Source organism: Stenotrophomonas sp. YJH_SMC_14-1 (assembly GCF_059372275.1).
The window spans coordinates 128,777-153,185 of the sequence record NZ_JCAFVK010000007.1 but is presented as its reverse complement, the minus strand read 5'-3'; the positions used below and the strand labels follow the sequence as shown (position 1 = coordinate 153,185).

The following is a 24,409-nucleotide window of genomic DNA, read 5'->3' as shown; positions in this document are numbered from 1 at the left end:
GAGGGGATTAAGTCGCAATTGGCAAACAAGGCAAAAGCGGCTTAATCCCCTCCGTCCCCTTTTTCTAGGCGGGCAGGCAGTGTTCGATGATCAGCTGGATGGCGCTGCCGCCACGGTAGTCATCGCAGGCCAGGCGGTAGGCGAGGTGCACGTGGCGGCCAGGCGCATTGCCGTGCCAGCCGCCGAAATGGATGGCGTTGATGGTGCCGGGCACGCCCGGCAGGCGCAGTTCCAGCTTCAGGTGGCGCTCCTTCAGCACGCGCCAGTTGGCCACTTCGAAGTGGCCGTCGAACAGGGGTTCGGGGAAGCCCTGGCCCCATGGGCCGGCCAACCGCAGCGCATCGGCGTGGCGATGATCGAGCTCGTCCGCGGCCAGTTCGCCGTCGCTGAGCACCTGCTGCTGCAGTGCCGCCGGGTCGAGCATTTCCAGCACCACCGCGACGAAGGCGGCCTTGAAGGAATCGACGTGGTCACGCCGCAGGCTGAGGCCGGCCGCCATGGCATGCCCACCGAAGCGCTCGATCAGGCCCGGATGGCGTGCATCGACCAACGCCAGCGCGTCACGGATGTGCAGGCCGGGAATCGAGCGCGCCGAGCCTCGCAGGGTGTCGGCGCCGGGTTCGGCCGGGGCGAAGGCGATCACCGGGCGATGCAGGCGATCCTTCATTTTCGATGCGACCAGGCCGACCACGCCTGGATGCCAGTCGGCATCGAACAGGCAGGCCGCCACCGGTCGCTGACCGGCCATGTCCAGCACCACGCGGGTCAACGCCTGCTCGGCGTCATCGGTCATCGCCTGCTGCACCGCGCGGCGTTCTGAGTTGATCTGCTCCAGCGTCTGCGCGATCTCCCGCGCCTGGCGCGGGTCTTCGGTCAGCAACAGCGCGATGCCCAGCGCCATGTCTTCCAGCCGGCCCGCGGCATTCAGGCGCGGGCCGAGCGCGAAGCCGATGTCGGTGGCGGTCAGCCGCGCCGCATCACGGCCGCTGGCTTCGATCAGCGCTCGCAGGCCGACGCAGCCCTGCCCCGCGCGCAGACGGCGCAGGCCCGCGCTGACCAGTGCCCGGTTGTTCGGATCCAGCGCCACCAGGTCGGCAACGGTGCCGACCGCCACCAGGTCCAGCAGCGTGGTCAGGTCCGGCCCCTTGCCATCGGCGAAGACGCCGGCCTCGCGCATGTGACGGCGCAGCGCCATCAGCACGTAGAAGATCACACCGACGCCGGCCAGCGACTTGCTGGGGAACGCATCGCCGTCCAGATTGGGATCGACGATGACATCGGCCGGCGGCAGCTGCGGACCGGGAAGGTGATGGTCGGTGACCAGTACCTGCCAGCCACGTGCCTTGGCCGCGATCACGCCCGCATGGCAGGCGATGCCGTGGTCGACCGTGACCAGCAGGTCCGGCTGCAGCTCGGCCAGCTCCTCCACCAGAGAAGGTGACAGGCCGTAGCCGTGCACCATGCGGTTCGGCACCGCGTGGAAGACGTGTTGCGCGCCGAGCATGCGCAGGCCCCGCACGCCGACCGCACAGGCGGTGGCGCCATCGCAATCGAAATCGCCGACCACCAGGATGCGCTTGTCGTTGGCGATGGCCTCGATCAGCAGACCCACCGCATCATCGATGCCGGTCAGCAGCTCCGGCGCGTGGAGGCTGCCCAGCTTCGGCAGTGCCAGCTCTGGCGTACCGGCGCCGCGGCTGGCATAGAGTCGCGCCAGCAGTGGCAGCGTGCCGTCTGGCCAGCTGCCGGGCACGACCGCATCGCGGCGGCGGATCATCGGCGTATCAGAGGACGGCTGCGCAGCATCGGCGGCAAGGGACATCGGCATCGCCGGGTTGCGGAAGACATGCCCATGATAGCGCGGGGTCGGATCTCTCTGCCCGCAGGAGGCTCCACCCCGATCGCTGGCATTTGGAATTTGCCAGCCCATCTTCCATGCTTGTCGGCCCGGAAATGGACTTCAACGCATGCATCGCACGCTCCTTCCCGCGCTGCTGGGCCTCGCCCTGGCCCCGGCCACCCACGCCGCCACGCCCGAACCGAAGGCCGGCGTGCAGTTCCAGCACAACGACTGGTCGCTGGCCTGTGACAACACCCGCACCTGCCGCGCCGCCGGCTACAGTCCGGAACAACCCGGCAATCTGCTCAGCCTGATGCTGGAACGCGCGGGCGGCCCGGGTACGAAGGTGCTCGCGCGGCTGCGCAATGGCGAGGATGGCGAAAGCGCGACGCCGACCGGGGCGCTGCGCCTGCGCCTGAACGGCAAGGACCTGGGCCCGGTGCGCGACACCGGCGACGGAGATCAAGTACTGCTGCAGCAGGGACAGACCGATGCGCTGGTCGCCGCGCTGCCGCGCCACGCACGCATCGGCATCATCGACGGCAAGGGCAAGGCGTGGCCGATCTCCGACAGTGGTGCAGCGGCCGTACTGCTGAAGATGGACGAGGCCCAAGGCCGGCTGGGCACGCCCGGTGCGCTGGTGCGGCGTGGCGACAAGGCTGAAGCGAGCGTGCCTGCGGCGTTGCCGGTGCCAGTGATCATGCGCGGCACGCTGATGGCACCGCGCGCCTCGGACGCGGCACTGGCGAACGCACCGGGCCTGCGCAAGGCACTGATCGCCAGCCTGCCGAAGCCGGATGAGTGCGGCCGCCTGAGCGAGGGTGGGACAGACGAGATCGAGATCCAGCGACTGGACGCCCAGCATGTACTGGCAAGCACCAGCTGCTTCATGGGTGCCTACAACTTCAGCAGCGGCTACTGGGTAGTGCAGGACAAGGCGCCGTACCAGGCGAAGTTCGTGACCTCCAACGCGGAGGACTTTGATCGCGATGACGCGACGCTGCGTGGGCGCTTCCGTGGACGCGGCATCGGTGACTGCTTCTCCGGCCACGACTGGGCCTGGGATGGCGCGCGATTCGTGAAGAGCGGCGAGTTCACCACCGGGCAGTGCCGCGGCGTGGCGGGTGGTCATTGGCAGCTGCCGACGGTGGTCAGCGAGGTCCGTTGAGGCGCCGCTACCTGCGATAGTGCCGCCCGCTGGCCGGCAACCCCGGCAAACATCGGGGTCAACGCCGTTTTCCGATGGAAAACGGACCCGACCCCGCTCGGCGGAGGCCCCGATCAGTCGTGAAGCTGGCGCGGCTTCTTCCAGAACTGCCAGTGCTGTCCGCGATCCAGCTGGAACTGCAGGCCGTCCTCGAAATCCAGCACCAGCCGCTGCAGCTCGCCGCGCTTGAGCGCGGCCAGCAGCGGACGGATCGCATCGTTGCCGAGCTGCTGCAGCGAGCGCAGCTGGCGCAGATCAACCAGTGCATCCACCGCCTGCTCGCCATCCACGGCTACGCCAGCCGCAAGAGCCAGGCCTTGCAGCAGCGCATCGCGGCTGCGCACCTGTGCGTGCGGCGTGCTGACCGACACCGGCATCACGCCACCACCCCAGAACCACAGCGAATTGATTGGCTGTTGTCCCTGCGCGGCGCGCTGCTGGTTCCAGGAATGGTTATGCAGCAGTACCTGCGCTTCGGTCATCAGCGCCCGCCAACGGCGGCCGCCCTCGCCTTCCGGCAGGTGCGAGAACAGGTCATCGCCCAGCACCTCGTCCGGACTGTCGAAGTCCGGCAGGGCCAGGTCGATCGGCAGGCGCAGGTACCAGCGCGAAGGGTCCGGTGCGTCGAGCACGAATCCGGCATCGGCGAACAACGGCTGCAGCACCGGCAGCAGGGCCAGGCAGTCGGCCAGGGTCGGTCGCAGCGTTTCGCCGTAGGCCATCATCCGCGCGCCATGCATGTCCGGCACCATGCAGGCCGGATCGGCACGCAGCCAGCTGGCGCCAGCGGCATCGCCGACGTCGCGCTGGCGGGTCAACGCGGCCACCGGCCACTGGGGCGCGGCGACCGTGAAATGGCGCGTCAGCTGCGCGCGTTCACCCGGTGCGACCTGCACCGTCGTGGCGCGGCCAAGCGCGCGCGCCACATCGTCCGGCAACGCAGCCGCGGCAAAGCGGCTGCGTGCCGGCAACAGCAGGGTCGCCGTTGCCACCGGGTCAGTCCACGTAGCTGACGCTGACGATCTCGTACTCGCGTTGGCCGGCCGGGGCGTCGATCACGATCGAATCACCTTCCAGCTTGCCGATCATCGCGCGCGCCACCGGCGAGGAAATCGCGATCAGGCCCTGCTTGATGTCCGCCTCCAGGTCACCGACGATCTGGTACTTCTTCTCTTCGTCGGTTTCCACGTCGGCCAGCGTCACGCTGGCGCCGAACACCACCTTGGAGCCTGCATTGAGCTTGCTCACGTCGATGATCTCGGCGTGCGACAGCTCGCCTTCGAGCTGCTTGATGCGGCCTTCGATGAAGCCCTGTTCCTCGCGCGCGGCGTGGTACTCGGCGTTCTCCTTCAGGTCGCCATGCTCACGTGCTTCGGCGATGGCGGCGATCACCTTGGGGCGCTTGACCGACTTCAGGTGATCCAGTTCGTCGCGCAGCTTCTGCGCGCCCTTCATCGTGATGGGGGCTCTCATGCATTCAACTCCTTGTGCAGCTCCTGCAGCGACCAGACGGGGCCGGTGCCGCGGAATTCCAGTGAATCCACCAGCGCCTTGGCGCCGGCAATGGTGGTCGAGTAGGTGACGCGATGCTGCAGCGCCTCGCGACGGATCGAGAACGAGTCGTTGATCGCCGAACGACCTTCGGTCGTGTTGACGATGTAGACGATCTCGCCGTTCTTGATCGAGTCGACGATGTGCGGACGGCCTTCGACCACCTTGTTGATGATCTCGCAGTCCATGCCGTGCTGCTGCAGCCACGCGGCGGTGCCACGGGTCGCGACCAGGCTGTAGCCACGCGCCAGCAGCGCCTTGGCCACCGGCAGCACGCGCTTCTTGTCCGGATCGCGGACCGAAACGAAGGCCTTGCCGACCGGCGGTGCCTTGATGCCGCCGGCTTCCTGCGCACGCGCGAAGGCGGCGTTGAAGCTGCGGCCCACGCCCATCACCTCACCGGTGGAGCGCATCTCCGGCCCGAGGATCGGGTCGACGCCCTGGAACTTGGCGAACGGGAAGATCGCTTCCTTCACCGAGTAGTAGTCCGGCACGATCTCCTTGGTCGCGCCCTGCTCGGCCAGGCTCTTGCCGGCCATGCAGCGCGCGGCGATCTTGGCCAGCGGCATGCCGGTGGCCTTGGACACGAACGGCACGGTGCGCGAGGCACGCGGGTTCACTTCCAGCAGATAGATGGTGTCATCACCGTCGTCGTTGGTCTGGATCGCGAACTGGGTGTTCATCAGGCCAACCACGTTCAGGGCCTTGGCCAGTTCCACCACCTGGCGGCGCAGCTCGGCCTGAGTCTTGGCCGACAGCGAGTACGGCGGCAGCGAGCAGGACGAGTCACCCGAGTGCACGCCGGCTTCTTCGATGTGCTCCATCACGCCACCGATCAGGACGTTGCCATCCTTGTCGGCGATGATGTCGACGTCGCACTCCACGGCGTTGTCGAGGAAGCGGTCCAGCAGCACCGGCGAATCGTTGGACACCTTCACCGCGTCGCGCACGTAGCGGGCCAGGTCGGCTTCGCCGTAGACGATTTCCATCGCACGGCCGCCCAGCACGTAGCTCGGGCGCACCACCAGCGGGTAACCGATCTCGCGGGCCAGCAGCAGCGCTTCCTGGTCGTTGCGGGCGATGCGGTTCGGCGGCTGCTTCAGGCCCAGCTTGTCGACCAGCTGCTGGAAGCGCTCGCGGTCCTCGGCCAGGTCGATCGAATCCGGGCTGGTGCCGATCACCGGCACGCCGTTGGCTTCCAGCGCGCGCGCCAGCTTCAGCGGGGTCTGGCCGCCGTACTGCACGATCACGCCCTTCGGCTGTTCCAGTTCGACGATTTCCAGCACGTCTTCCAGGGTCAGCGGTTCGAAGTACAGGCGGTCGGAGGTGTCGTAGTCGGTCGACACGGTTTCCGGGTTGCAGTTGACCATGATGGTTTCATAGCCATCCTCGCGCAGCGCCAGTGCCGCGTGCACGCAGCAGTAGTCGAACTCGATGCCCTGGCCGATGCGGTTCGGGCCACCGCCCAGGATCATGATCTTGTCGCGGTTGCTCGGCGCGGCCTCGCACTCGTCCTCGTAGGTCGAGTACAGGTAGGCGGTACCGGTGGAGAATTCACCGGCACAGGAGTCCACGCGCTTGTAGACCGGGCGCACCTTGTGCGCACGACGCAGCGCGCGGATGGCGGCTTCGTTGGTGCCGGTCAGCTGCGCCAGGCGCGCGTCGGAGAAACCGGCGCGCTTCAGCTTGCGCAGGCGCGCAGCGTCCAGTGCGTCGATGCCACCGGCGGCGACTTCGCTTTCGGCCGCGATGATTTCCTCGATCTGGTCCAGGAACCAGTGGTCGATGAAGGACAGCGCGTAGATCTCTTCCACGCTCATGCCGGCACGGAAGGCGTCGGCGACGAAGAACAGGCGCTCCGGACCCGGTGCCTTCAGTTCGCGGCGCAGGGTCTGCAGGTCGTCTTCGTTGCCCAGGTCCAGGCCGGTCGGGTCGAAGCCGACCTTGCCGGTTTCCAGGCCACGCAGGGCCTTCTGCACCGACTCCTGGAAGGTGCGGCCCATCGCCATCACCTCACCCACCGACTTCATCTGGGTGGTCAGGCGGGCGTCGGCGGCCGGGAACTTCTCGAAGGCGAAGCGCGGGATCTTGGTGACGACGTAATCGATGGACGGCTCGAACGAGGCCGGGGTCAGGCCGCCGGTGATTTCGTTCTTCAGTTCGTCCAGGGTGTAGCCGACGGCCAGCTTGGCGGCGACCTTGGCGATCGGGAAGCCGGTGGCCTTGGAAGCCAGCGCCGAGGAACGCGACACGCGCGGGTTCATCTCGATGACGACCACGCGGCCGGTCTTCGGGTTGATGCCGAACTGCACGTTCGAGCCACCGGTATCGACGCCGATCTTGCGCAGCACGGCGATGGAGGCATCGCGCAGGCGCTGGTATTCCTTGTCGGTCAGGGTCTGTGCCGGCGCCACGGTGATCGAGTCACCGGTGTGCACGCCCATCGGGTCCAGGTTCTCGATCGAGCAGACGATGATGCAGTTGTCCGCCGTATCGCGGACCACTTCCATCTCGAATTCCTTCCAGCCCAGCACCGACTCTTCCACCAGCACTTCGGTGGTCGGCGACAGTTCCAGGCCGCGGCTGACGATCTCGACCAGCTCTTCGCGGTTGTAGGCGATGCCGCCACCGCTGCCGCCCAGGGTGAAGCTGGGGCGGATGATGGTCGGGTAGCCAACGCGGGTCTGGATTTCCAGCGCTTCGTCCAGGGTGTGGGCGACGGCGGCGGTCGGGCACTCCAGGCCGATCTCACCCATGGCCACGCGGAACAGCTCGCGGTCTTCGGCCATGCGGATCGCTTCGCGCTTGGCGCCGATCAGTTCGACGTTGTACTTCTCCAGCACGCCGTTGTCGGCCAGGTCCAGCGCGCAGTTCAGCGCGGTCTGGCCACCCATGGTCGGCAGCAGTGCATCGGGCTTTTCCTTGGCGATGATCTTCTCGACCGTCTGCCAGTTGATCGGCTCGATGTAGACGGCGTCGGCCATCTCCGGGTCGGTCATGATCGTGGCCGGGTTGCTGTTGACCAGCACCACGCGGTAACCCTCGTCACGCAGGGCCTTGCAGGCCTGGGCGCCGGAGTAGTCGAACTCGCAGGCCTGGCCGATGACGATCGGGCCAGCACCGATGATGAGGATGGTCTTGAGGTCAGTGCGCTTGGGCATTTTCTTCTCTAAGTCAGTACAGCGTGACAAGGGGGAGTGATCGCACGCTGTCGATCAGGAATCTTGAACCGCAGCGCCGCGCCAGGGGCAGCAGCGATGCGGGGTTTACGGTCCATCGCGACGCCACCGGGGGGGCCGGCGGCGTACTGATCACGCCTTGGCCTGCTCCATCAGCACCACGAAGCGGTCGAACAGCGGACCGACATCGGTCGGGCCCGGCGACGCTTCCGGATGGCCCTGGAACGAGAACGCCGGCACGTCGGTGCGGGCGACACCCTGGTTGGTGCCATCGAACAGCGAGCGGTGGGTCACGCGCAGGGTCGGCGGCAGGGTCGCTTCATCGATCGCGAAGCCGTGGTTCTGCGAGGTGATCATCACCCGGCCGCTGTCCAGGTCCTGCACCGGGTGGTTGGCACCGTGGTGGCCGTGGCCCATCTTCATGGTCTGCGCGCCCGAGGCCAGGCCCAGCAGCTGGTGGCCCAGGCAGATGCCGAAGGTCGGGATCTTCACGTCGATGAAGGTCTTGATCGCTTCGATGGCGTAGTCGCACGGTTCCGGGTCACCCGGGCCGTTGGACAGGAACACGCCATCCGGCTTCAGCGCCAGCACTTCGGCGGCCGGGGTCTGCGCCGGCACCACGGTCACTTCGCAGCCGCGCTCGGCCAGCATGCGCAGGATGTTGGTCTTCACGCCGAAGTCGTAGGCCACGACCTTGAACCGGGCCGGCACGCTGACGAAAGCGTTGGCATCCAGGTCCAGCTGGCCCTCGGTCCAGGTGTAGGTCTTCTCGGTAGTGACGACCTTGGCCAGATCCATGCCCTTCAGCCCCGGGAACTTGCGGGCGGCTTCCAGTGCCTTTTCCACGTCGATGTCGCCGGCCATCAGCGCACCGTTCTGCGCGCCCTTCTCGCGCAGGATGCGGGTCAGCTTGCGGGTGTCGATGCCGGCGATGGCAACCACGCCACGCTGGATCAGCCAGTCCTGCAGCGACACCTGGCTGCGCCAGTTGCTGGGGCGACGCGGAACATCGCGCACGATCAGGCCGGCCGACCACACCTTGGACGCTTCATTGTCCTGGTCGGTCATGCCGGTGTTGCCGATATGCGGATAGGTCAGCGTGACCATCTGCCGGGCGTAGGACGGGTCGGTCAGCACTTCCTGGTAGCCGGTCATGGCGGTGTTGAACACCACCTCACCGACGGACAGGCCGGGCGCGCCTACGGATTCGCCCTCGAATACGGTGCCGTCTTCGAGGACGAGGATTGCGGCTTGGGTCACGGGAATCTCACTTTGGCTACCGAGGGGGCTGCCGAAGTCACGCCTGCGCTTCACGGAAATCCGGTTGCAAAAAAGCGCGGACGTGCGGTCTGGGACCGGTCCGGCTTTCGTGATTCGGCGAGTGCGAATTGTAGCGCTGCCGGGGCGCTCGCGCCAGCGGTTATCACGCTTCATGAACGGGCGATTGCGCATTCATTTCAATCCGGCGGCGTATGCGGGGTCCGCCGCGCCCCTGGTAGATGCCAACCTTGGTTGGCGCTTCCCGGAAAGCCTGCCAACCAAGGTTGGCATCTACCATCGACCCGGGCCCGTTACCTGGGCCCGTCCAGCAGGTCCCGTACCCGGTAGCTGCCCGGGGCGCGGCCATGCAGCTGACGTGCGGCGAACAGGGCGCCGCGGGCGAAAATGTCGCGGTTGGTGGCCCGGTGCACCAGCTCGATACGCTCGCCCAGCCCGGCGAACTGGACCAGATGCTCGCCGACGATGTCACCAGCGCGCAGGCTGGCATAGTGCGGCTCCGCCCCGCCCCGCTGCGCGGCCGCGCCCAGGGTCAGTGCAGTGCCCGACGGCGCGTCCTTCTTCTGGGTGTGGTGAGACTCGACGATGTCGCAGTCCCAGCCGGCCAGCGCCTGCGCCGCGCGCTCGACCAGTTCGTCCAGTACCGCCACGCCCAGGCTGAAATTCGAGGCCCAGACCAGCGGGATCTTCGCCGCGGCGGCCTCCAGCGCCTGGCGCTGCGTGCCGGAGATGCCGGTAGTGCCCGAGACCAGCCCCGCACCACGTTCCACGCACAGTGCCAGCATCGGGTCGAAACCCTCCGGCAGGCTGAAGTCGATCGCCACGTCGAATGCCGGCGCACCGGGCAGCTCGCTGGCCGCGAAGAACGGTACGCCATCGACCACGCGCTGGGCCGGCGCACGACCCGTCACCGCAGCGGCGATCTGCAGGGTTTCGGGATGTTCGGCGGCCAGCCGCAGCAGGGCCTGGCCCATGCGCCCGGAGGCACCGTGGATGAGCAATCGCAGGGGAGTCTGGTTCATGCCTGCAGGCTAGCGGCAGCACGCCCGCTCCGGCAAGCGCCATCGCTGCTACGCTGCATGCCCTTTCATGCAATGGATGGCAGTTCCCTCATGCAGATCAGCGAACAGCTGGTGCTGGTCACCGGTGCCGGCCGCGGCCTTGGCCAGCACATCGCCCGCGCCTTCGCCGCCCAGGGCGCGCGCGTCATCATCAACTACCACCGAAGCGAAGGCGCCGCACGTGCTCTGGCTGCCGAGCTGGGCGGACAGGCGATCGCGCTGCCGGCCGATGTCACTGAGCGCGCCGAGGTCGATGCAATGCTGCAGCACGCCCTGGCCCACTTCGGCCAGGGCGTCACCACCGTAGTCAACAACGCACTGGCAGCGTTCTCGTTCAATGGTGATGCCCGCGACGGCGCCGCCGACATCGGCTGGCCGGCGTTCCAGGCGCAGTTCGAGGGCAGCGTGCGCGGCGCGCTGAACACCGTGCAGGCCGCCCTGCCCGGCATGCAGGCCCGTCGCTTCGGTCGGGTGATCAACATCGGCACCAACCTGTTCCAGAATCCGGTGGTGCCCTATCACGACTACACCGCCGCCAAGGCCGCACTGCTGTCGCTGACCCGCACCCTGGCCGGCGACCTCGGCCCGCATGGCATCACCGTGAACATGTTGTCCGGCGGCCTGCTGCGCACCACCGATGCCAGCGCCGCCACGCCGGAAGCAGTGTTCGACTACATCGCCGCCAACACGCCACTGCGCAGCGTCACCACGCCGGCCGAGTTCGCCGATGCCGCGCTGTTCTTCGCCAGCCCCTGGTCGCGCGCGGTGACCGGTCAGAACCTGGTGGTCGATGGCGGGCTGGTGCGGGACTGAGTCGATGCGCATCTCCGAAGTCAGCCGCCTGACCGGCGCCAGTGCCAAGGCCATCCGCCTGTACGAGGCGCGCGGACTGCTGCCGCCGGTGCCACGCCTGAACCGCTATCGCGACTACAGCGAACAGGACGTGGCCTGGGTGCAGCTGATCCGCCAGGCACTGGGGCTGGGCATCACCCTGGCCGCGATCTCGCGCCTGCTGGGCCGCGATGGACGGCTCGACTGGCCAGCGGTACTGGCCTTGCTGGAGCAGCAGCGCGGCCGCATTGCCGACGAGCGCATGCGGCTGGCACAGGTCGAGCGCGACCTGCAGCTGGTCAGCGACGAACTGCAGCAGTGGCTGCACTCCGGCAGCGGCGACTGCATCCTGCAACCCAGCGGCTGCACCACCCCGGTTTGACTCTGCCCCTGGGGCAGACCCCAACCTCGCGCACTTTCCATTGCGCGAGGTTGCCGTGTCCCGTTCCATCCTGATCCTGCTGGGCCATCCTGACCGTGACAGCCTGTGCGGCGCCCTCGCCCAGCGCTATGCCACCGCCGCCGAGAATGCTGGCCACCGGGTGCGCCTGATCGCCCTGGGTGACCTCCAGTTCGACCCGGTACTGCGCCACGGCTACCGTCAGATCCAGCCGCTGGAAGCCGACCTGCAGGACGCCGCGGAAGCGATCGAGGCCTGCGATCACCTGGTGCTGGTCTACCCCACCTGGTGGGGCGCGATGCCAGCACTGCTGAAGGGCTTCTTCGATCGCGTGCTGCTGCCGGGGTACGCCTTCCGCTACCGGCGCGATTCGGTGTGGTGGGACCGGCTGCTGGCCGGGCGCAGCGCGCGGGTGATCACCACGCTGGATGCGCCGCCCTGGTACTACCGCTGGGTCTACCGCGACCCGGGCATCGCCCAGATCCGCGCCACCATCCTGCAGTTCTGCGGCATCCGCCCGGTGCGTGTCAGCCGCCTTGGCGCTGTACGCAGCAGTACAGCGGCACAACGCAGCAAGTGGCTGGCGCTGGCGGCGGAGCTGGGCTCACGCGCCAACTAGCCAGAAGAGCGTGCGAACCAAGGTTCGCACCCACCCGGGGCGTTCGCACGCACCTGGGGCGCTCGTTGCGGGTGTCGCGTTTGCCAATTGACCGCCAGGCACCGCGCCTCAAGGCTGTGCCCCCCTGTTCCGGCCCGGGCAAAGCCCATGAAATCCTCGACTGTCTTCAGCAAGTGCGCCAGGAAGACCGGCTTTGCCGGGACCACGACTACCCGCTACCGCTTGCTGGATGACGCCCTGCTTGTCGTGAATCACCAGCGTGCCAGCGAAAGCCGGGGTTTCTATGTGAATGCTGGACTCTACTTTCCAGAGCTGCTCAAGCATCCCCTCGCACCTGACGATCTTGAAACGGCTTTCAGGTACCGCTCCAGCATTCCCACGCCCCACGTCGACTGGCGGATCGAAGAGACACCAGGCCTGCGCCGGGCCTTCACCCAGCAGGATCTTGAAGACCTGCTGCAGGCTGGTAACCGCGACGGACTGAAAGCCCTGCTGCTTGATGCCCTTGCCGACGTGGCCGGCTTCGCGGCAACCCATGGGAACCGGGAATCGGTGCGGCGATTGAATCGGGATGGACGCTTCCGGGCGATCATCCGCAGGGAGGTCTGAACCCCGGAAAGCGTGCGAACCAAGGTTCGCACCCACCAGCGCAGGAAAAGCAGCGTCAGTGCCGCTTCGGCGGAGTCGGCCCGCAGCTGTCGCAACCGCCACAGGCACCGCCACTTCCGCTCGCCGGTGGCGCGACCTTCCGCCCCAGCGCCTGCAGCCAGGCGGCGCGACCGGGCTTCAGCAGGGCCAGCGCCAACGCACCGCGCAGCTTGCGCACGGTACCGGGGAACTGCTTCTTCAACACCACCCAGGCACTGACCAGCACGGCCACCGCGATGATCAGGTACTGGACCAGCAGGCCGGCATCCATCAACCGCCTCCCAGCGCCCTGGTCACCTGGTAGGTGATCAGCGCGGCCACGTAGGCCGCCGCGAACAGGTAGAACGCAGCAAAGCCCATCTGCTTCCACGAGTTGGTCTCGCGCTTGATGGTGGCCAGCGTCGAGATGCACATCGGGGCGTAGATGTACCAGACCAGCAGCGACAGTGCGGTAGCCAGCGACCAGCCATCGCTGATCAGCGGGGTCAGTGCCTGGCTGGCAGCATCGTCATCGGCTGCCGACAGCGCATACACGGTGGCCAGCGAAGACACCGCCACTTCACGCGCGGCCAGGCCCGGGATCAGCGCGATGCAGATCTGCCAGTTGAAGCCCAGCGGCGCGAAGAACACAGCCATTGCATGGCCGATCTGGCCGGCGTAGCTGTAATCGATCGCGGGCATGGTGGCCCCCGCCGGCGCTGCCGGGAACGACAACAGCACCCACAGCAGGATGGTCAGCGCCAGGATGATGCCGCCAACGCGCTTGAGGAAGATCATGCCGCGCTCGTACAGGCCGACCGCCAGGTCACGCACGTGCGGCAGGCGGTACGACGGCAGTTCCAGCATCAGCGGATGCTCGCTCTTGTCGCGGCGCCACTTCTTCATGATCCACGACATCGCCAGCGCGCTGAGGATGCCGGCCGCGTACAGGCCGAACAGCACCAGGCCCTGCTGGTTGAACACGCCCCATACCGTCTTCTGCGGAATGAACGCACCGATCAGCAGCGCGTACACCGGCAGGCGTGCGGAACAGGTCATCAGCGGCGCCACCAGGATCGTGGCCAGGCGGTCACGCGGGTCCTGGATGCTGCGCGTGGACATGATGCCCGGCACTGCGCAGGCGAAGCTGGACAGCAGCGGGATGAACGAGCGACCGGACAGGCCGGCAGCGGCCATCATGCGGTCGAGCAGGAACGCCGCACGCGGCAGGTAGCCGGATTCCTCCAGCACCAGAATGAAGAAGAACAGGATCAGGATCTGCGGCAGGAACACCACCACGCCACCGACACCGGCGATGATGCCGTCGGTCAGCAGGCTGGCCAGCGGGCCTTCCGGCAGGACGCTGCCGACGAAGGCGCCGAGCCAGGCGAAACCGGCCTCGATGGCGTCCATCAGCGGCGTCGCCCAGGCGTACACGGCCTGGAAGATCAGGAACATCACCACCGCCAGGCTGATCAGCCCGAACACCGGGTGCAGCAGCCAGCGGTCCAGCGCGTCGTCGATCTTCGCGGTCCGCGCCGGCATGCGCACGGCCACCGACAGGATCTCGCGCACCCTGGCGTGGTAATCGATGCCACCTTCCGGGCCCGGCACCGGTGCATCCAGGTGCGGGACCATCGCATCCAGGCGTTCGACCAGGGCCTTGGCGCCCTGCTTGCGCACCGCCACGGTCTCCACTACCGGCACGCCCAGCTCGCGCTCCAGCGCGGCCACGTCCACCTGGATGCCACGGCGCTGGGCCGCATCAACCATGTTCAGCGCCACCACCATCGGCCTGCCCAGCTCGCGCAGTTCCAGCGCGAAGCGCAGGTGCAGGCGCAGGTTGGTGGCGTCGATCACGCACAGCAGCACATCCGGCGCGGCTTCGCCCGGGTAGAAGCCCCGGCACAGGTCACGGGTGATCGCCTCGTCCAGGCTGGCCGGATGCAGGCTGTAGGCGCCCGGAAGGTCGAGTACCGCGAACTCGCGGCCGGACGGCGCACGCAGACGGCCTTCCTTGCGCTCGACGGTGACGCCGGTGTAGTTGGCAACCTTCTGCCGGCTGCCGGTCAGCTGGTTGAACAGTGCGGTCTTGCCGCTGTTGGGGTTACCAACCAGCGCAACGCGCAGGGGGGCGGTAGTGGCAGTAGCAGTCATGCGCGTCGTTCCTGGCTGGCGGCGTCGACCACGACCCGCTTGGCTTCACTGATCCGCAGCGCGAAACGGGTGAACCCGACCTGCACCAGCAGCGGCTCTCCCCCCACCGGACCCTTGGCCACCAGGCGCACTTCCTCGCCCTTCACGAAACCCAGCTCGCGCAGGCGACGGGCGATGGCATCGTTGGCATGCAGGTCCTGCACGGACTCGACCACGGCCGAGGTGTGCAGCGGCAGTTCGGACAGCGTCATCTAGCGTGTTCTCTGCTGGATGTAAATGGTTCTCGATTCTAACATTCCCGCGTCGCGTCATGGCCCATGACCAATGGCCCGCTATGATCCATACAGGTATGGAGTGACCCTGGAATCCCATGAACGATGCTTTGCAGATCGAGCGCAGCGGCGCCGTCCTCACCATCTGGCTGAACCGGCCGGAGCTGCACAACGCCTTTGACGCCGGGCTGATCGCCCGGCTGACCGCCGCACTGGAGGCCGCCGGCCACGATGCTTCGGTGCGCGCGGTGGTGCTGGCCGGCCACGGCGCCTCCTTCTCGGCAGGTGCCGACATGCAGTGGATGCGCGGCATGGCGGCGGCCAGCGAAGCCGATAACCGCGAGGACTCGCTGGCCCTGGCCCGGCTGATGCGCACCCTGGACGAGCTGCCCAAGCCGACCCTGGCCCGGGTCCATGGCGCGGCCTTCGGTGGCGGCGTCGGCCTGGTCGCCTGCTGCGACATTGCCATCGCCAGCACCTCGGCCCGCTTCGGCCTGACCGAAAGCCGCCTGGGCCTGCTGCCGGCGGTGATCTCGCCCTATGTGATCGAAGCCATCGGCCCGCGCCAGGCCCGCCGTTGGTTCGCCACCGGCGAGCATTTCGACGCCGACACCGCGCTGCGCATCGGCCTGGTCCACCAACTGGTCGAGCCCGAACGCCTGGACGAGGCCGTGCAACGCCAGCTGGCCCTGCTCGACAAGGCCGGCCCGATCGCCTCGTCCACCGCCAAGCAACTGGTCCGCCAGGTCCGCGACAGCCATGACCGCGACACCCTGGATCGCGATAATGCCGCCCTGATCGCGCGCCTGCGGGTGTCGGCCGAGGGCCAGGAAGGCCTGGGCGCCTTCCTCGACAAGCGCGCGCCCCATTGGGTCACGGAAGCCTGAACATGCTCGATCACCTTGGTTTGACCAGCGCCGACCTGGCGCGCAGCAAGGCCTTCTTCCTGCAGGCACTGGCGCCACTGCAGATCGGCGTGGTGATGGAAGTGACCGCCGAACAGACCGGCGCGCACGACCACATCGGCTTCGGCCGCGACGGCAAGCCGTTCTTTTGGCTTGGCAATGGCGGCACCGCCAGCCATGGCGTGCACGTGGCCTTCGCCTGCGCCAGCCGCGACCAGGTGGACGCCTTCCATGCCGCCGCCCTCGCCGCCGGTGGCCGCGACAACGGCGCCCCGGACCTGCGCCCGTGGTATCACCCGGACTACTACGGCGCCTTCGTGCTGGACCCGGATGGCAACAACATCGAGGCGGTCTGCCACCGCCCCGCCAATGGGGCAACCGCATGAGCGACTACGTCCGCATCGTCGAGGTCGGGCCGCGTGACGGCCTGCAGAACGAAAAGCAGTCGGTCTCCACCGCCGACAAGATCGAACTGATCAACCGCCTGTCGGCCACCGGGCTGCGCAGCATCGAGGCGACCAGCTTCGTCAGCCCGAAGTGGATCCCGCAGCTGGCCGATGCCGCCGAGGTCTATGCCGGCATCCAGCGCCGGCCAGGCATCCACTACCCGGTACTGGTGCCGAACGAACAGGGCTACGACCGCGCCCGTGCGGTGGGCGTCGAGGAAGTAGCGGTGTTCACCGCCGCGTCCGAGGCGTTCAACCGCACCAATACCAATGCCGGCATCGATGAATCGCTGGCGCGCTTCGAGCCGATCCTGCGCCGTGCCGCCGCCGATGGCGTGCGCGTGCGCGGCTACGTCTCCACCGTGCTCGGCTGCCCCTACCAGGGCGAAGTGCCGCTGGCTGATGTGGTGCGCGTTGCACGCGCCCTGCACCAGATGGGCTGCTACGAAATCTCGCTGGGCGACACCATCGGCGTCGGCACACCACGCAAGGCACGGGCGATGCTGCAGGCGGTCGCTGCCGAGATTCCGATGGAAGCACTGGCCGTGCACTTCCACGATACGTACGGCCAGGCCATCGCCAACATCGCCACCTGCCTGGAAGCAGGCGTGCGCGTGGTCGACAGTGCGGTGTCGGGTGCCGGTGGCTGCCCGTATGCCAAGGGCGCCAGCGGCAATGTGGCCAGCGAAGACGTGGTCTACCTGCTGCAGGGCCTCGGCCTGGACAGCGGCGTGGACCTGCCGGCACTGGCCGAGACCGGCCGCTGGCTGGCCGGCCTGCTCGGCCGCGCCACCGCCAGCCGCACCGGGCAGGCGCTGGCCGCCGCCGGTTGACCGCCGCACTGCGCCGCCCCGCAAAGGCGGCGCAGTGCACAACAGCGGCGGTCGCGGCTTCCGTTAGAATCGGCGGTTCTCGAACCTGCAGGACCGTTCAATGCAGCTGTCTTCCGTACGTGCCGTGATCACTGGCGGCGTCTCCGGCCTCGGCCTGGCCGTGGCCCAGCACCTCGTCGCCCAGGGCGGCAAGGTGGCCCTGTTCGACCTCAACGACGACAAGGGCGCTGCCGCCATTGCCGGGCTGGGTGCCGACAAGGCCCGCTATTTCAACGTCAACGTCAGCGATGAGGCGGCAGTGACCGCGGCCATCGACCAGGCCCACGATTTCCTCGGCGGCCTGAACGTGGCGATGAACTGCGCCGGCATCCTCGGCGCCGGCCGCGTGCTGGGGAAGGAAGGCCCGATGCCGCTGGCCGGCTTCCAGGGCACGGTGATGGTCAACCTGGTCGGCAGCTTCAACGTGGCCAAGGCCGCGGCCAACCGCATGCAGCACAACGAAGCGGGCACTGACGGCGAGCGCGGCGTGATCATCAACACCGCCAGCATCGCCGCCTATGAAGGCCAGATCGGCCAGGCCGCGTATGCCGCCAGCAAGGGCGGCGTGGTCTCGATGACGCTGCCGATGGCGCGCGAACTGTCGCGCTTCGGCATCCGCGTCAATACGATTGCTCCGGGCGTGTTCTGGACGCCGATGGTCGACGGCATGCCCGAAGCCGTGCAGCAGTCGCTGGCCGCCTCGATTCCGTTCCCGTCACGCCTGGGCAAGCCGGAAGACTTCGCCAGCCTGGTCGGCTTCATCCTCGGCAACACCTACCTCAACGGCGAGACCATCCGCCTGGACGGCGCTACCCGCCTCGCTCCGAAGTGATTCCCCACGGGCGCCGGGACGGCGCCCTCCCCCAACGACCTAGATCACCATGAAAGCCAACGACATCAAGAAGGGCAACGTCGTCGAGTACAACAACGGCGTGTACCAGATCCGCGACATCGAGCGCAGCTCGCCGCAGGGTCGCGGCGGCAACGTCCGCTTCCGCTTCATCATGTACAGCGTGCCGGGCGGCAACAAGCTCGACGCCAGCTTCGATGCCGACGACAACCTGGTCGAGGTCGAACTGCTGCGCCGCCAGTCCACCTATTCGTACAAGGACGGCGACGCCTTCGTCTTCCTCGATGACGAGGACTACACCCCCTACACCCTGGACGCGGACGTGATCGGCGATGACGCCGGCTACATCACCGACGGCCTGACCGGCATCTACGTGCAGGTCATCGACGAGCAGCCGGTGGCGATCCAGCTGCCGGCCTCGGTGGTGCTGGAAGTGATCGAGACGCCGCCGGAACTGAAGGGTGGCACCGCCACCAAGCGCCCGAAGCCGGCCAAGCTCAACACCGGCATCGAGATCATGGTGCCGGAGTACATCGTCAACGGCGAACGCGTGCTGGTGAACACCGCCACCGGCGAATTCGCGGGCCGTGCCGACTAAGCGCCTCGCGCTGATCGGCTGCCTGTCCCTGCCTGCGGCGTGTTCGCCGCAGGCAGGCCATCGGATGTAGCAGTCGTGTAGCAACGAGCCCACGCACGGCTGCTGTGCGTTGGACAGGGACTGCAGCCGAGCGTGGCTCGGCTCTACAGGTAGCTTACGGCTGCTTCGCGCCGAAATTGCCGCAGCCGTGGTACTGGCGGGTGCCGATGGTCAGGTTCACCCTGGCATCGAACGCCTCGCCACTCATGTCGTCCTGGCAGGTCGTGCGCTGGAAGCTGAGCTTGACGTCGGTGCCATCGGACGCCTTGCCGCTCCAGCCGTCAGCACCTGCGGTGGGCTTGGCGACATCGAAACGACGCTCACCGTAATCCACTTCCACCTGCAGGCCCGGCGTGTCGCCGTCGACAACCGCCAGCCAGCCCGGCTCATTGCCGGTGGCACGGAATGCGGCATTGCCGGCGCTGCCATCGCCTTCAGTGGCTTCGAGCGCATGGCACTCTCGGTCCGCCTCGCCCTTCAGGCTCAACAGGCCGTCATCGCTGCCCTTGGTCCAGAAGCTGTTGCCCTTGCCATCGCCGTACTTGGCACCCGACGCCGCACGCTCGGAGCTCATGGCGAAGGTGCGTTCGCCGATCACCACCGTGGCCGCATCCTCGCCATTGAAGGTCGCGCGCACGCTCAGATCACCACACTGGTAGGCGGTCTCGCTGCCACCTTCGGTGCTGGCGCTCGGCTGCGGCGCGGCAGGCGGGGCGTCATTGCCGCCTGCGGGCGGCTGGGCCGGCTGGCACGCGGCCAGCACCAACCCGAGGGAGGCTGCCAACAGACTGGGTACTACACGCATGGCTCGACTCCTTGTCGACACTACAGAGAGGCTCGACCCTACCACCTGTCGGTGAGCTGGGCCTGAAAGCGGCCTGAAAGCGGCCTGACCGCGCTCATGCGGCCAGTACCGCCATCGACAACAGCTGCGCGCCGCTTTCGCCGGAACTGCAGGTCCACACCCGCAGCAGACGCAGTTTCAGCTCGCGCTCCTGGCCCTGCCCGCGCACCGACAAGCGCACGTCGCTGGACAACAACGCCAGGCGTCCGCACAGCAGCGTTTCCACCGCGTACGACTGCAGGCTGCGCACGTGCAGGTTTCCGGCAAGCCAGTCGCCCAGCCACGGCAGGTCGAGCAAGCGTCCGCCCTGCCCGTCCATCATGAACAATGCCGGCGATACCAGCGCGGTCAGCGCATCGTGGTCGTCATCCAGCAATGCCTGCCGCAGGCGCTGTTCCAGCGCTGCCAACTGCCGCTCATGCAGGTCTTCAACGATGTCCCGTTCCATCCACGGATCCTTCCGGCATCGGCCGGCGCCTGCGCAGGCGTTGCGCGATCCACTGCCGCGCGCCCTGCACCACTACATAGAAGACCGGCACGAAGAACACCGCCAGCACCGTCGCACTGACCATGCCGCCGAACACACCGGTTCCAATCGCCTGCTGGGTTTCCTTCGACGCGCCCTGCGCCAGCATCAGCGGCACCACGCCCAGCGCGAACGCCAACGAGGTCATCACGATCGGCCGCAGGCGCAGCCGCGCCGCCTCCAGCGCCGCTTCAACCAGGCCGCGACCCTGCTGCTGCAGCTGGCGCGCGAACTCGACGATGAGGATTGCGTTCTTCGCCGACAGCCCGATCACGGTGATCATGCCGACCTTGAAGAACACGTCGTTGGGCATGCCCCGCAACAGCACCGCAGCAACCGCACCGAGCAGGCCCAGCGGCACCACCAGCATCACCGCCAGCGGGATCGACCAGCTCTCGTACAGTGCCGCCAGCACCAGGAACACCACCAGCATCGACAACAGCAGCAACCACGGCGCCTGCGCGCCGGACTCCCGCTCCTGCAGCGACTGGCTGGTCCACTGCAGGGCAAAACCGGACGGCAGCTTCTCCGCCAACCGCTCCATCTCCGCCATAGCCTGGCCGGTCGACACGCCGGAGGCCGGTGCGCCGGACAGGTTCAGCGCCGGGAAGCCGAGATAGCGCTGCAGCTGCAGCGGCGCCTCGGTCCAGTGCGGCGTCACCAGTTCCGACAACGCCACCATGCCGCCTTCGCTGTTGCGCACGTACAGCCTCAGCACATCCTCCAGCTCCATCCGGTGGGGTGCATCGGCCTGCAGGATCACCTGCTGCAGCCGCCCCTTGTTGGGGAAGTCGTTGACGTACTGCGAGCCCATCGCCGCCGACAGCGTGCTGCTGATCTGCTCGAACCCCACGCCCATCGCCTCGGCCTTGGCGCGATCGATGTCCAGCCGCACGCTGGTACCTGCCGGCAGGCCATCGGCATGCACCTCCGACAGCAGCGGACTGGCCTCGGCCAGCTTCAGCAGCTGCTGCAGGGCCGCACGCAGTTCGGCCTGGCTCTGCCCGGTGCGCGCCTGCAGCGCCAGCGAGAAGCCGGACGAACGGCCCAGGCTGTCGATCGCCGGCGGCATCACGCTCATCACCTCGCCCTCGGCAATCGTCGCCATCGCCTTCTGCGCGGCCTCCACTTCGCCGGCCGCGGTGGCCCCTGCACGCTCGCCCCAGTCCTTCAGCATCGTGTAGGTCAGCGCCGCGCTCGGGCCGGAACCGGAGAAGCTGTAGCCGAGGATCGACTGGTTGGAGCCGATGCCCGGGCGTGACGCCACGTGCCGTTCGTAGGCTTCGACCACGGCCAGCGTGCGTTCGGCGGTGGCTTCGGCCGGCAGCTGGATCGAGGTCATGAAGTAGCCCTGGTCCTCTTCCGGCAGGAAGGCGCCCGGCAGCCAGTGCAGGCCCAGCAGCAGCGCCGCCACCAGCGCGGCGAACACGCCCATGACCCGCCCGCTCCGCTGCAGCACCGACGCCACGCCACGCTGGTAGCGCCCGGTCATCCGTTCGAAGCCACGATTGAAGGCGCCGAACAGACCGCCCCGACCATGGTGGCCATGGGTGTTCGGGCGCAGCAGGGTCGCGCACAGCGCCGGCGTCAGGCTCAATGCCAGCAGCGCCGAGAACAGGATCGACACCGCCATCGCCACGGTGAACTGGCGGTAGATCGCGCCCACCGAGCCGCTGGCCAGCGCCATCGGAATGAACACCGCGGTCAGCACCAGGGTGATGCCGATCACCGCACCGGTCAGTTCGCGCATCGCCTTGATGGTGGCCTCGCGCGGCGGCAGGCCTTCCTCGGCCATGATCCGTTCCACGCCCTCGACCACCACGATGGCGTCGTCGACGATGATGCCGATTGCCAGCACCATGCCGAACATGGTCAGCACGTTGATCGAGAAGCCCAGCGCCAGCATCACCGCGAAAGTGCCCAGCAGCGCGATCGGTGCGACCAGTGCCGGAATCAGCGTGTAGCGCCAGTTCTGCAGAAACAGGTACATCACTGCGAACACCAGCAGCATCGCCTCCAGCAGCGTCTGCACCACCTTCTGGATCGAGATCTTGACGAACGGCGCGGTGTCGAACGGAATGCTCGATTCCACGCCGCGCGGCAGCAGCGGCGCCAGCTCGGCCATGCGCTCGCGCACCGCCGACGCGGTGCGAACCGCGTTCGCGCCAGGACGCAGCTGCACGCCGGCGGCGGTGGCCGGATGGCCATCCTCGCGGGTGCCCCAGGCATAGCTCTGCGCGCCCAGCTCGACGCGGGCGACATCGCCCAGCACCACCCGCGAGCCGTCGGCCCCGGCGCGCAGCACGATGGCAGCGAACTGCTCCGGCGTGGACAGCTGGCCATCGGCACTCAGCGGCACGGTGATGCGCTGGCCCGGAACACCCGGAGAATCGCCGATGCGCCCCGGCGAGATCTCCAGGTTCTGCTGCTCGATGGCGGTGGCCACATCGCCCATGGTCAGGCCGTAGCCGGTCAGCCGGGTCGGGTCCAGCCACACGCGCATCGCCTGCTCCGCACCGAACAGCTGCACGCGGCCGACGCCATCGATGCGGCGCAGCTCCTCGATGATGTTGCGCGCCATGAAGTCGCCCAGTGCGGCCTCGCTGACGCCGGCATCCGGCGAACGCAGGCCGACCAGCATCAGGAAGCCGGAATCGGCGGCCTCCACGAACAGGCCGTTCTGGCGCACGCTGCGCGGCAGGCGCGGCTCGATCGCCTTGATCCGGTTCTGCACGTCCACCTGCGCCAGCTCCGGGTTGGTACCCGGCTTGAAGGTCGCAGTGATGGAGGCTTCGCCGGAGGTGTCCACCGACGACTCGAAGTACAGCAGGTGCTTGACGCTGGACAGCTCGCGCTCGATCAGGCCGACCACCGCGTCATTCAGCGTCTGCGGGCTCGCACCCGGGTAACTGGCATAGATGCTGACGCTGGGCGGGGCAACCGCCGGATAGCGCTCCACCGCCAGCCGCGGGATCGCCAGCACACCGGCCAGGATGATGAAGATCGCCAGCACCCAGGCGAACACCGGGCGATCGATGAAGAAACGTGCCATGTTGGATTTTCCTGGAGGGACCGGCCCGGTAGAGGCTCAGCCCTTGCTGCCGGCCTGCACCGCGCCGGCGCTGGCGACCGGCATCTGCCAGTCGCGCGCATCGACCACCACGCCTTCCTGCAGGCGTTCCTGGCCTTCGACCACCACCTTTTCGCCCACCTTCAGGCCGGTGCGCACCAGCCATTGGCGATCGACACTACCGTCCACTTCCAGCGTGCGGATCACCGCCTTGCCATCGCCAGCGATCACCCAGGCATAGGCCTGGCCACCGGCACTGCGCAGCACGGCCTGCTGCGGCACGGTCAGTGCGCTGGCCGGCGCACCCCGCGGCACCTTCGCGCGCACGTACATGCCGGGCAGCAGCTGGCGCTGCGGGTTGTCGACCAGGATGCGCAGGATCACATCACCGGTGCGCGCATCGACATTGATACCGGAGAACAGCATCTGGCCACGTTCGGGCAGCGGCTTGCCGGCCGCACCGATGATCGTCACCGGCAGCTCGCCGCCACCGGCATTGCGTTGCAGCGACTCCAGCTGCGCCGCTGGCTGGCGCACATCGACGTAGACCTGGTCGATCTGCTGCACCACCGCCATCGGCTCGGCATCGGCCACGCCGACCAGTGCACCTTCGGTCACCAGCGCCTGGTCGATGCGGCCGGCAATCGGTGCACTGACCGTTGCATAGCGCAGGTCGAGCTGGCGGCGCGCCAGGATCGCGCGCGCCTCGTTCACCGCGGCACGGGCCTGTTCGTACTCGGCACTGGCATCGTCGCGGTGCTGCTGGCTGACCGCCTGCGCGGCCGCCAGCGCATGCAGGCGCTGCGACTGCACGCGGCTGCGGCCCAGGGCTGCCTCACTGCGCTGCAGCGCGGCCAGTGCCGAGTCGACATCGGCACGGAACGCCGCCGGATCGATCTGGAACAGGGCCTGGCCGGCGCGCACTTCCGCACCCTGCTCAAACAGCCGGCGCTGCACGATGCCGCCCACCTGGGCACGGATCTGTGCGGTGCGTACGGCGGCCACGCGGCCGGGCAGTTCGTCATCGCGCTGCACGACCTGCGGGCCGACAGTGACCACGCTGACGCGCGGTGCCGCTTCGGGCGTGGCTTCGGGGGCGGAGCAGGCCGTCATGGCCAGGGCGAGGGCCGCGATCAACGCGACCGGAGTCCTGAAGGTTCTCATTGCTGTGCACAATGCCGCGCGGGCGGCTGATAGGTTCTGAAGCGTGCAGTCTGCGGGGCGATGATGGGGTTTC

Annotated in this window: 23 protein-coding genes; 10 read left to right on the top strand and 13 right to left on the bottom strand. The window is 67.8% G+C overall.

Annotated features, from left to right (window positions below; genetic code table 11):
• Positions 1–64: 64 nt before the first annotated feature.
• Positions 65–1,822, bottom strand: coding sequence for a single-stranded-DNA-specific exonuclease RecJ (gene recJ / locus AC5P9P_RS16035; protein ID WP_495201980.1), 1,758 nt, complete (start codon positions 1,820–1,822; stop codon positions 65–67).
• Positions 1,823–1,967: 145 nt separating this feature from the next.
• Here recJ and AC5P9P_RS16030 point away from each other — a divergent pair, with 145 nt between their 5' ends.
• A complete protein-coding gene (locus AC5P9P_RS16030; RefSeq protein WP_495232947.1) occupies positions 1,968–3,008 on the top strand; it encodes a DUF1176 domain-containing protein in 1,041 nt (346 codons plus the stop codon).
• A gap of 113 nt (positions 3,009–3,121) precedes the next feature.
• Here the strand turns inward: AC5P9P_RS16030 and AC5P9P_RS16025 are convergent, their stop codons facing one another.
• From AC5P9P_RS16025 to dapB, 5 genes are all read right to left on the bottom strand, one after another.
• Positions 3,122–4,039, bottom strand: coding sequence for a phosphoglycerate mutase (locus tag AC5P9P_RS16025; RefSeq protein WP_033833450.1), 918 nt, complete (start codon positions 4,037–4,039; stop codon positions 3,122–3,124).
• Positions 4,040–4,043: 4 nt separating this feature from the next.
• Entirely contained in the window at positions 4,044–4,508 is a 465-nt protein-coding gene (greA, locus tag AC5P9P_RS16020) for a transcription elongation factor GreA (RefSeq protein WP_181453298.1), read from the bottom strand.
• A gap of 8 nt (positions 4,509–4,516) precedes the next feature.
• On the bottom strand, positions 4,517–7,759 hold the full coding sequence (gene carB, locus AC5P9P_RS16015; protein ID WP_049402816.1) for a carbamoyl-phosphate synthase large subunit: 3,243 nt from the start codon (positions 7,757–7,759) through the stop codon (positions 4,517–4,519).
• Positions 7,760–7,909: 150 nt separating this feature from the next.
• The gene (gene carA / locus AC5P9P_RS16010; RefSeq protein WP_014646993.1) at positions 7,910–9,037 is read right to left on the bottom strand and encodes a glutamine-hydrolyzing carbamoyl-phosphate synthase small subunit; all 1,128 of its coding nucleotides are present in this window, start codon (positions 9,035–9,037) and stop codon (positions 7,910–7,912) included.
• Between the two features lie 311 nt (positions 9,038–9,348).
• Positions 9,349–10,077, bottom strand: a complete 729-nt coding sequence (gene dapB, locus AC5P9P_RS16005) for a 4-hydroxy-tetrahydrodipicolinate reductase (protein WP_080354654.1) — start codon at positions 10,075–10,077, stop codon at positions 9,349–9,351.
• Positions 10,078–10,167: 90 nt separating this feature from the next.
• Between dapB and AC5P9P_RS16000 the strand changes: the two genes are divergently transcribed.
• From AC5P9P_RS16000 to AC5P9P_RS15985, 4 genes are all read left to right on the top strand, one after another.
• Positions 10,168–10,929: a 3-oxoacyl-ACP reductase gene (locus AC5P9P_RS16000; RefSeq protein WP_414486345.1), complete on the top strand. Its 762-nt coding sequence runs from the start codon at positions 10,168–10,170 to the stop codon at positions 10,927–10,929.
• A gap of 4 nt (positions 10,930–10,933) precedes the next feature.
• Positions 10,934–11,329 carry a MerR family transcriptional regulator gene (locus AC5P9P_RS15995; protein ID WP_049452212.1) on the top strand — a complete coding sequence of 132 codons (396 nt, stop codon included), beginning with the start codon at positions 10,934–10,936 and terminating at the stop codon, positions 11,327–11,329.
• A 55-nt stretch (positions 11,330–11,384) separates the two neighbouring features.
• A complete protein-coding gene (locus AC5P9P_RS15990) occupies positions 11,385–11,966 on the top strand; it encodes an NAD(P)H-dependent oxidoreductase (protein WP_231522777.1) in 582 nt (193 codons plus the stop codon).
• A gap of 147 nt (positions 11,967–12,113) precedes the next feature.
• Positions 12,114–12,575 carry a DUF4304 domain-containing protein gene (locus tag AC5P9P_RS15985; RefSeq protein ID WP_033833454.1) on the top strand — a complete coding sequence of 154 codons (462 nt, stop codon included), beginning with the start codon at positions 12,114–12,116 and terminating at the stop codon, positions 12,573–12,575.
• A gap of 55 nt (positions 12,576–12,630) precedes the next feature.
• Here the strand turns inward: AC5P9P_RS15985 and AC5P9P_RS15980 are convergent, their stop codons facing one another.
• Genes AC5P9P_RS15980 through AC5P9P_RS15970 form a run of 3 tightly spaced genes read right to left on the bottom strand, consistent with a single transcriptional unit; the run spans position 12,631 to position 15,001 of the window.
• Entirely contained in the window at positions 12,631–12,885 is a 255-nt protein-coding gene (locus tag AC5P9P_RS15980) for a DUF6587 family protein (RefSeq protein WP_033833455.1), read from the bottom strand.
• Complete coding sequence (gene feoB, locus AC5P9P_RS15975) at positions 12,885–14,750, bottom strand: ferrous iron transport protein B (RefSeq protein WP_049402820.1); 1,866 nt, start codon at positions 14,748–14,750, stop codon at positions 12,885–12,887. Before feoB ends, AC5P9P_RS15980 begins: the two co-directional genes overlap by 1 nt.
• Positions 14,747–15,001 (bottom strand): FeoA family protein, encoded by a 255-nt coding sequence (locus tag AC5P9P_RS15970; protein WP_005409473.1) that lies wholly within the window; start codon positions 14,999–15,001, stop codon positions 14,747–14,749. The genes feoB and AC5P9P_RS15970 overlap by 4 nt, the downstream gene beginning before the upstream one ends.
• A gap of 119 nt (positions 15,002–15,120) precedes the next feature.
• On the opposite strand from AC5P9P_RS15970, the gene AC5P9P_RS15965 reads away from it, so the two are divergent.
• From AC5P9P_RS15965 to yeiP, 5 genes are all read left to right on the top strand, one after another.
• Positions 15,121–15,909 carry an enoyl-CoA hydratase/isomerase family protein gene (locus AC5P9P_RS15965; RefSeq protein ID WP_111108483.1) on the top strand — a complete coding sequence of 263 codons (789 nt, stop codon included), beginning with the start codon at positions 15,121–15,123 and terminating at the stop codon, positions 15,907–15,909.
• Between the two features lie 2 nt (positions 15,910–15,911).
• Positions 15,912–16,313 carry a VOC family protein gene (locus AC5P9P_RS15960; protein WP_111108484.1) on the top strand — a complete coding sequence of 134 codons (402 nt, stop codon included), beginning with the start codon at positions 15,912–15,914 and terminating at the stop codon, positions 16,311–16,313.
• Positions 16,310–17,206 (top strand): hydroxymethylglutaryl-CoA lyase, encoded by an 897-nt coding sequence (locus AC5P9P_RS15955; protein ID WP_005409470.1) that lies wholly within the window; start codon positions 16,310–16,312, stop codon positions 17,204–17,206. Before AC5P9P_RS15960 ends, AC5P9P_RS15955 begins: the two co-directional genes overlap by 4 nt.
• Positions 17,207–17,306: 100 nt before the next feature.
• Positions 17,307–18,077, top strand: coding sequence for an SDR family oxidoreductase (locus AC5P9P_RS15950; RefSeq protein WP_005409469.1), 771 nt, complete (start codon positions 17,307–17,309; stop codon positions 18,075–18,077).
• 49 nt (positions 18,078–18,126) lie between these two features.
• Entirely contained in the window at positions 18,127–18,693 is a 567-nt protein-coding gene (yeiP, locus tag AC5P9P_RS15945) for an elongation factor P-like protein YeiP (RefSeq protein WP_005409468.1), read from the top strand.
• Positions 18,694–18,847: 154 nt separating this feature from the next.
• Here the strand turns inward: yeiP and AC5P9P_RS15940 are convergent, their stop codons facing one another.
• The 4 genes from AC5P9P_RS15940 to AC5P9P_RS15925 form a co-directional block, all read right to left on the bottom strand.
• Positions 18,848–19,537 carry a COG3650 family protein gene (locus AC5P9P_RS15940; RefSeq protein WP_164227425.1) on the bottom strand — a complete coding sequence of 230 codons (690 nt, stop codon included), beginning with the start codon at positions 19,535–19,537 and terminating at the stop codon, positions 18,848–18,850.
• A gap of 94 nt (positions 19,538–19,631) precedes the next feature.
• Complete coding sequence (locus tag AC5P9P_RS15935) at positions 19,632–20,024, bottom strand: nuclear transport factor 2 family protein (RefSeq protein WP_005413199.1); 393 nt, start codon at positions 20,022–20,024, stop codon at positions 19,632–19,634.
• Complete coding sequence (locus AC5P9P_RS15930; RefSeq protein WP_111172431.1) at positions 20,005–23,154, bottom strand: multidrug efflux RND transporter permease subunit; 3,150 nt, start codon at positions 23,152–23,154, stop codon at positions 20,005–20,007. Before AC5P9P_RS15930 ends, AC5P9P_RS15935 begins: the two co-directional genes overlap by 20 nt.
• 36 nt (positions 23,155–23,190) lie before the next feature.
• Positions 23,191–24,336: an efflux RND transporter periplasmic adaptor subunit gene (locus AC5P9P_RS15925; RefSeq protein ID WP_164227427.1), complete on the bottom strand. Its 1,146-nt coding sequence runs from the start codon at positions 24,334–24,336 to the stop codon at positions 23,191–23,193.
• Positions 24,337–24,409 lie beyond the last annotated feature (73 nt).

Bases quoted from the DNA above. Each gene is read 5' to 3' on its own strand.
- yeiP (WP_005409468.1), top strand. From the start codon at position 18,127: ATGAAAGCCAACGACATCAAGAAGGGCAACGTCGTCGAGTACAACAAC.
- feoB (WP_049402820.1), bottom strand. From the start codon at position 14,750: ATGACTGCTACTGCCACTACCGCCCCCCTGCGCGTTGCGCTGGTTGGT.
- AC5P9P_RS15960 (WP_111108484.1), top strand. From the start codon at position 15,912: ATGCTCGATCACCTTGGTTTGACCAGCGCCGACCTGGCGCGCAGCAAG.
- AC5P9P_RS15970 (WP_005409473.1), bottom strand. From the start codon at position 15,001: ATGACGCTGTCCGAACTGCCGCTGCACACCTCGGCCGTGGTCGAGTCC.
- AC5P9P_RS15935 (WP_005413199.1), bottom strand. From the start codon at position 20,024: ATGGAACGGGACATCGTTGAAGACCTGCATGAGCGGCAGTTGGCAGCG.
- AC5P9P_RS15995 (WP_049452212.1), top strand. From the start codon at position 10,934: ATGCGCATCTCCGAAGTCAGCCGCCTGACCGGCGCCAGTGCCAAGGCC.
- AC5P9P_RS15980 (WP_033833455.1), bottom strand. From the start codon at position 12,885: ATGGATGCCGGCCTGCTGGTCCAGTACCTGATCATCGCGGTGGCCGTG.
- AC5P9P_RS15965 (WP_111108483.1), top strand. From the start codon at position 15,121: ATGAACGATGCTTTGCAGATCGAGCGCAGCGGCGCCGTCCTCACCATC.
- AC5P9P_RS15940 (WP_164227425.1), bottom strand. From the start codon at position 19,537: ATGCGTGTAGTACCCAGTCTGTTGGCAGCCTCCCTCGGGTTGGTGCTG.
- AC5P9P_RS16000 (WP_414486345.1), top strand. From the start codon at position 10,168: ATGCAGATCAGCGAACAGCTGGTGCTGGTCACCGGTGCCGGCCGCGGC.
- AC5P9P_RS15930 (WP_111172431.1), bottom strand. From the start codon at position 23,154: ATGGCACGTTTCTTCATCGATCGCCCGGTGTTCGCCTGGGTGCTGGCG.
- dapB (WP_080354654.1), bottom strand. From the start codon at position 10,077: ATGAACCAGACTCCCCTGCGATTGCTCATCCACGGTGCCTCCGGGCGC.
- AC5P9P_RS15985 (WP_033833454.1), top strand. From the start codon at position 12,114: ATGAAATCCTCGACTGTCTTCAGCAAGTGCGCCAGGAAGACCGGCTTT.
- carB (WP_049402816.1), bottom strand. From the start codon at position 7,759: ATGCCCAAGCGCACTGACCTCAAGACCATCCTCATCATCGGTGCTGGC.
- recJ (WP_495201980.1), bottom strand. From the start codon at position 1,822: ATGTCCCTTGCCGCCGATGCTGCGCAGCCGTCCTCTGATACGCCGATG.
- AC5P9P_RS15950 (WP_005409469.1), top strand. From the start codon at position 17,307: ATGCAGCTGTCTTCCGTACGTGCCGTGATCACTGGCGGCGTCTCCGGC.
- AC5P9P_RS15925 (WP_164227427.1), bottom strand. From the start codon at position 24,336: ATGAGAACCTTCAGGACTCCGGTCGCGTTGATCGCGGCCCTCGCCCTG.
- AC5P9P_RS16030 (WP_495232947.1), top strand. From the start codon at position 1,968: ATGCATCGCACGCTCCTTCCCGCGCTGCTGGGCCTCGCCCTGGCCCCG.
- AC5P9P_RS15955 (WP_005409470.1), top strand. From the start codon at position 16,310: ATGAGCGACTACGTCCGCATCGTCGAGGTCGGGCCGCGTGACGGCCTG.